This window comes from Pseudovibrio sp. POLY-S9 (genome assembly GCF_001431305.1).
Classification (GTDB): domain Bacteria; phylum Pseudomonadota; class Alphaproteobacteria; order Rhizobiales; family Stappiaceae; genus Pseudovibrio.
Genome location: NZ_LCWX01000239.1, coordinates 51,266 through 51,744 on the forward strand (window position 1 = coordinate 51,266; position 479 = coordinate 51,744).

The 479-nt window shown below is 45.3% G+C and carries 1 protein-coding gene; it reads right to left on the reverse strand.

Going from position 1 to position 479, the window contains the following annotated elements:
* Positions 1-56 precede the first annotated feature (56 nt).
* Positions 57-479: hypothetical protein (locus PPL9_RS26605; RefSeq protein WP_208989660.1), on the reverse strand; the 423-nt coding region annotated here is incomplete at its 5' end.

Consider the following 479-nt stretch of genomic DNA (forward strand, 5'->3'; position numbering starts at 1 on the left):
AATTGTATAAAGTCCCGCCCCATATAGTTAAGCGAAATATTAGCCATCAGATCCTCTTAAAATTTTTCCAGATTTGTGGTGATAGAAGAGATGCTGTCTGTCTCTGTACCGGCCGGATCTGTAAATCCTGATACAAGTTTGCCCAAATAAGGGCTATCACTTGTGGTGCACTCGAACAGGACAACGGTGCCGATTGCAAGTGGAGCAAATACACTCCCGAATATATTTGCTGGCAGAGAGAGGTCGCAATAGCTCATGAACAAAGAGGACATACCCAGATCGCGCGAATAGCCAACTCTGATAGGGCTAGCGATAGAACGGCGTACCATATTTGAGTATGGCGCAGTGAGTTCGGGTACTTGCAGTTTCACATTATTGAGCAAAATCATAGAGCGGCCCGCCATATTAACCCCTCTTAAACCGCGCACTTCCTGTCCATTGTTATCAAAGCTATACGGCTGAAAAGTTAGAGTATGCTG